The sequence below is a fragment of the Vibrio sp. V08_P9A1T1 genome, assembly GCF_963874405.1.
Lineage (GTDB): Bacteria > Pseudomonadota > Gammaproteobacteria > Enterobacterales > Vibrionaceae > Vibrio > Vibrio anguillarum.
In genome coordinates, this window is record NZ_CAWNIB010000112.1 from 1 (window position 1) to 5,923 (window position 5,923).

Genomic DNA, 5,923 nt, shown 5'->3' on the forward strand with positions numbered 1-5,923 from the left:
TTCGTGAACTGCGTATCCTTTAGTGAACTGTGCTAGACTCGGCACTCTGCTATTTAGGTCTGTGTATGCTTACAACAAAAATCCAAAAATCCATTCGGGATAGTTATCAAAACTTGCAATTTCAGCTCGAAAACTTCATTCCTCGTCGAGGACAAAATTATCTTGTTGCTGAGATTGCAAAAACATTGTGTGGTTCATATCACAAATCCAACCGAATCTTGATTGCTGAAGCGGGTACAGGAATAGGGAAATCACTCTCCTATTTAATGGCGGCGGTTCCTGTTGCAGTGTTGAATAATAGAAAGGTTGTTGTTTCGACAGCCACAGTGGCACTTCAAGAACAGCTGATCAGCAAAGATTTGCCTTTATTTAGACGCATCACTGATCGTCAATTCTCTTTTATCCTTGCCAAAGGACGTCAACGATACTGTTGCACCGAAAAACTCGCGGCTGCGTGTGGGGTAGATGGATCACAAATTGCTCTGTTCGAATCAAAGCCACAAAAAAAAGACTTTGAATTATTCACCACTATGTATGAAAAACTGACTCAAGGAAAATGGAACGGTGATCGTGACTCGTGGCCAAAAGCGATTAAAGATGAGTTATGGCAACTGATTGTTAGTGATAAGCATAGTTGTAATGGTAGCTTTGCTGGCCACAGAGATTGTCCTTTTCAAAAGGCGCGTTCGGAACTCGATAAAGCCGATGTCATTATTGCCAACCACAGCTTGGTCATGGCGGATGCTGACCTTGGCGGTGGTGTCATTCTGCCTGAGCCCGAAAACACCATTTACATTTTTGATGAAGCACACCACTTACCTCATGTAGCACGAGATCACGCTTCAGCGTCCGCAAGCTTGAAAGGCGCAGCAAGTTGGTTAGAAAAACTCAATCAATCCGTAACCAAGTTTTCAAGCTTAGCCGAAGAAAAACGAGTGGCACGTTTTCGTAACGAACTGCAAGAGACACTGCAACAACTTATCCCAAGCTTGAGCCAACTGACAAAGCAGTTTGTACCCGAACAATTTGAAGAAAAGCGATACCGTTTTGAGCATGGAGAACTGCCACAATGGCTTGAAGAAGAGTCTAAAACCCTGAAGCGGCTCTCTCAAAAAGCCAATCAATCCGTCGCTAAAATTGCGGACTTGATTGCTGAACGAGTTAAAGAAGGCGAACTCGCCGCTCGGTTGGCAGAACCAGCACTGACTGAATTAGGCTTTTATATTCAGCGTTTAGAGAACCTTGCCCAAGTATGGTTGCTGATGGCGGAGCCCAAGCGAGAAAAAGGAGCCCCTTTGGCACGTTGGCTTGAAATTCACCCTGAACGTGAAGGTGATTTCATTGTTAACGTTTCACCGCTAGAAATTGGTTGGCAACTTGATCAACAGATCTGGAGCCGCTGCATAGGCGCAATCTTAGTCTCCGCGACGATGCGAGCTCTTAACTCGTTCAGCTACTTTTGCTCGCAAGCAGGGATCAGTGAAAAGGCAGAAGATGGCACACGTTTCCTAGCACTCGCTTCACCGTTTGATTATCAAAATCAGGCCGAGTTACTCATTCCAGCAATGCGTTTTGAACCGCAAGCGAAAGAGTATACTGATTATCTGGTAGAGCGGCTCGCTGAGTTTATTCAGCCAAACAAAGCTAATTTAGTACTGTTTGCTTCTTACTGGCAAATGCGCGAAGTGGCTGAAAAAATATCAACAGATTTTGTTAAACGAGGCTGGGTGCTGCAAGTCCAAGGTGAAATATCACGCACAGAAACTCTAAATAAACATAAAATGCTAGTGCAGTGTGGTAAAACGAGCGTAATGTTTGGCACCAGTAGCTTTTCGGAAGGGCTAGACTTACCAGGAGAACTTTTGGAGAATCTGGTGATCACAAAAATTCCGTTTGCCGTACCAACCTCTCCAGTTGAGCAAGCTCACGCCGAATACATAGAGAAACGAGGTGGAAACTCTTTTATTCAGATAACCGTTCCTGAAGCCAGCAAAAAGCTGATCCAAGCCGTCGGGAGATTGCTGCGCAAAGAGCGTGATTCTGGTAGAGTCGTGATTCTCGATCGCCGAATCGTTTCAAAACGCTACGGAAAATCATTATTGGACTCGCTTCCTCCATTTAAAAGAACAATAGAATATTAGCTAGGGCTTAACACTACGCCCTTTCATCTCATTACTCAGGGCCGATTTTATTCATGGAATTTGTTGAGCCAACCACTTTGATTGTGTTGGCGCTTGTTGCTTTTATTGCTGGCTTTATCGATGCGGTCGCTGGCGGCGGTGGTATGCTTACTGTACCCGCGTTATTATCAATCGGTCTTCCGCCGCACATCGCACTAGGAACGAATAAGCTAGCGGCAACATTTGCCTCATCAACTGCCGCATTAACCTACTATCAGAAGAAGTTGTTTCAACCAAGTTGCTGGGTCAGAGCTTTCATTGCCACCTTAATTGGCGCAACCATAGGTACTTTTGCTGTCGATGCGATCAGCACCGATTGGCTACAAAAAGTGCTGCCGCTCATTATTCTAGCTGCCGCTATCTATACGATATGGCATAAAACACCACATGCACACCAGAATGTCAGCCCGCCTCCCTGCCCTGTACTTCACAAAAAGCAGTATGTGCAAGGCTTGATACTTGGATTTTATGACGGGCTGGCAGGGCCGGGGACTGGCGCATTTTGGACAGTCAGTTCGATGGCGTTATACCGACTCAACATTTTATTGGCCTCTGGCCTTGCTAAAGCGATGAATTTTACCAGTAATGTAACGTCATTGGTTACCTTTGCCATTTTGGGGCATATTGACTGGGTGCTGGGACTGACTATGGGAGTTTGTTTGATGGCTGGAGCTTTTGTTGGCGCACATTCAGCGATTCGTTTCGGCGCTAAATTTATTCGTCCGGTGTTTGTGAGTGTGGTCAGTGTGCTTGCAATCAAGCTGACTTATGATGCGTGGTTTGCAGGCTTATGAACCATTTTTCTCAATTGAAGTCCTTAATTGAAGAGTTAAAACAACAAGCCGCCAGTGTTGACCGAACTCGTGGTGAACACCATCAGGCTCTGTTTGATGAGCGCCTGTTCCACTGTAAAGCACACTTATTAATCCCTTGTGTTATGGAAGCAAAAGCGACCTTTGACTCCATCGTGCGCGAACAAGAGAGCCAACGGCTAACCAGTCAACGAGCTCAATATCTAACCGATCGACTGCTTGCACAAATTGCGGCAATCCAACGCGAAATATCGACAGTATCGATAAGAAAAAGTGAGCCCAAGCATCGCAGCTATTATCGCAAACCGATCAATGCGTTATATCAAGAGCTAGCCCAGCACCAAGAATGGGAGCGGAGGCTGATGGATATGGTGAGAGAAAAAGAACTCGGACTCAAGCAAACTTCTGCTGTTAGTCAGCAGCAAGCACAAAAAGCGTTATTAACGGTAGAGCAACGGCTCAAGCGTTGCCAAGAAGCTAAGGCTAAGATCGAAAAACAAATTACGTTCAGGGAGAAAAACCAATAAAATGAATGATCCTACTGTACCGCTAGACGGTGCGTCTGAAGAGATAAAGCTCGCTGTCGATCTCATCTACTTATTAGAAACCAATCAGATTGAACCACACACCGCACTTGAAGCGCTGAAAATCGTACAGCAGGATTTATTGCGTAAACTGGATGATACAGCGAGAGAGTAAGAAGCAAACATCTACTTCTTACTCTTTCCAGCCGTTAGACTTTAAATTGTCCAACCAACTGTTGTTGCTTGGCCGATAGTTGGCTTATCTGAGCACCAACCGATTCTGATTCACCGACCAGTGTCAATATCTGCGCGCTAAGATCACGAATATTGGATAGGTTGAGGTTGACTTCACCAGAGACGGCTTGCTGTTCTTGGGCCGCTTTTACAATCTGGCTATTCATATCGTTAATTGCTGAGATGGATTCAAACACTATTTCTAATTCAGCAACGGCCTTTTGGACTTGCATCGCAGTTCCATTTGCCAACGCGTTTCCTTGCTGGATCACCTCAACTACGCCCTCAGTACCTTGTTGGACTTTTTCTATCACTTTGCGTATTTCACCCACAGAGTTCTGAGTCCGCTGGGCCAAATTACGTACCTCATCGGCGACAACAGCAAACCCTCGCCCTTGATCTCCGGCCCGAGCCGCTTCTATAGCCGCATTTAATGCGAGCAAATTGGTTTGCTGTGAAATTCCCTCAATGACCGTTAAAATTTCGGTAATATTGATATTGTTTTGAGCCAACTCTTCAACAACCGGCACCGCATCACTCATTCGCACCACCAGCTTATGCATCTCAGCTTCAGAGGCACGGATGACATCCTGCCCAGTCAGTGCGGAGTGATTAGCTTGCGAAGCGGCTTGCACCGCAGCCTCGGCATTTTGCACAACGAGACTTGCTGTTTGTGTCATTTCTTCAGAGGCAGTCGCCACCATATCCATCTCTTTAAATTGAGACTCACTACGGCTACGCGTTTGTACGGCAGACTGCCGTGCCTGTTCAGTCGTTTGAGCTACTTGGTTCGCACTTTCTACGATCTGCTGAATAATAGCCTGTAATTTGTCTAAAAACTGGTTAAAGCCGCGTGCCAAATCACCGATTTCATCATGGCTACTGATGACAAGCCGCTGAGTTAAATCCCCTTCGCCAGAAGCAATATCTTGTAACCGCTCCACGACCGCTCGAATAGGTTTCACAATTTGGGTGGCAGCTAGCGCAATGATTGCGAGCCCTAAAAAGACTAGCAATGCGCCGACTAATAGCTCCGCTCTAACGCCATTCTCTACCTGTTGAGTAATGATCTGATCCAGTTGATTGGCATCAGCTAGCACACTCGATGTCGGCATTTCAAAAACCACGCCCCAAGTCTGGTTCGCCACCTGAATAGGAGCAAAGACAGACAACCACTGCCGATCTGAATTCCATTGAGAATGGACTTTACCCTCGGCTAGAAGATTGGCGATCTCCTTTGTAGTCAAGACTGAATCAGCCAGTGGCGCGCCTAAGGTTAATTCACGCTCATCAGTCGCAATAAGCGTGTTATTTAAGCTGACAATAAAGACCTTACCATTACCGCCAAATAGACTTTGATCTGAACTCAGTGCAATCGCTACCAGTGGGCTAAGTTTTAAATCGATGCCAAAAAAGCCAATCGCAACGCCATCAATCAAAATGGGCACAGAGAGAGAAGAAGTAAGAAACGTTTCATTGTCTTGAATCACAATTTTAGGCGATGAGATACATGCACTAGCGGTTGTTAACGGGCAGGCGAAACGCTCACTGTTTCCTTCATCCTTCAATGCCACTTCGCTTAATACATTTGCCACAACATTTTCACCATTGGAGGACGTTATCCAGTATGCAGCGAATCGACCTATTTCATTTGAGCCTACATAGTCAGCATTCTGGTAGTTGTCATCCTCGCTATCGAGCAAATTTGGCTTAAAGACGAGATAAGCCCCCTGAACATTGGGATAATTGACTACCGTCTTGCGAACCATTTCATCTAAAGATGTCCTTAACGCTTCGCTTTCACCAAAATTTTCTTCGGTATTTGATTTGAAAAACAAGGCCGTATCAGCAAGCATTTGAGCCCGATACATGGCTTCACTGAGATATTCAGATACTTCGGTGGCATTGAGCAGCGCCCGAGTTTCTAATAACTGCTGCGATTTATTGATCACAGAATCTGAACTTTGTTGTTTTATTGCTTGTTGGTTATTCACTGCGTTATAAACAGAGAAACCAATGAGAGACAATGACGTAATTAGCAGGCAAAGGCCGGCTAAAAGGGTTATTTTCCATTGAACCGAAAGTGTTCGCATACTACATCCTTATGCTGCGCTAATAGGGTTTTCAGACGAAATGGTGACGACTTTAATTAGAGCATATTGACTTGAGAGAT

General features: G+C 45.3%; 5 protein-coding genes. 4 read left to right on the top strand and 1 reads right to left on the bottom strand.

The genetic code is table 11. The features are described from left to right. Positions 1–65: 65 nt before the first annotated feature. Genes dinG through rsmS form a run of 4 tightly spaced genes read left to right on the top strand, consistent with a single transcriptional unit; the run spans position 66 to position 3,691 of the window. Positions 66–2,141: an ATP-dependent DNA helicase DinG gene (dinG, locus tag AACT21_RS05875; protein ID WP_094164552.1), complete on the top strand. Its 2,076-nt coding sequence runs from the start codon at positions 66–68 to the stop codon at positions 2,139–2,141. A gap of 53 nt (positions 2,142–2,194) precedes the next feature. Then, on the top strand, positions 2,195–2,974 hold the full coding sequence (locus tag AACT21_RS05880; RefSeq protein ID WP_013856556.1) for a sulfite exporter TauE/SafE family protein: 780 nt from the start codon (positions 2,195–2,197) through the stop codon (positions 2,972–2,974). Next, positions 2,971–3,519 (top strand): primosomal replication protein PriC, encoded by a 549-nt coding sequence (gene priC / locus AACT21_RS05885; protein ID WP_010319211.1) that lies wholly within the window; start codon positions 2,971–2,973, stop codon positions 3,517–3,519. Before AACT21_RS05880 ends, priC begins: the two co-directional genes overlap by 4 nt. A gap of 1 nt (position 3,520) precedes the next feature. Further along, positions 3,521–3,691, top strand: a complete 171-nt coding sequence (rsmS, locus tag AACT21_RS05890) for a pleiotropic regulatory protein RsmS (RefSeq protein ID WP_013856554.1) — start codon at positions 3,521–3,523, stop codon at positions 3,689–3,691. A gap of 34 nt (positions 3,692–3,725) precedes the next feature. Here rsmS and AACT21_RS05895 read toward each other — a convergent pair whose 3' ends face one another. Then, a complete protein-coding gene (locus AACT21_RS05895) occupies positions 3,726–5,843 on the bottom strand; it encodes a methyl-accepting chemotaxis protein (RefSeq protein ID WP_017050380.1) in 2,118 nt (705 codons plus the stop codon). Between the last annotated feature and the right edge of the window lie 80 nt (positions 5,844–5,923).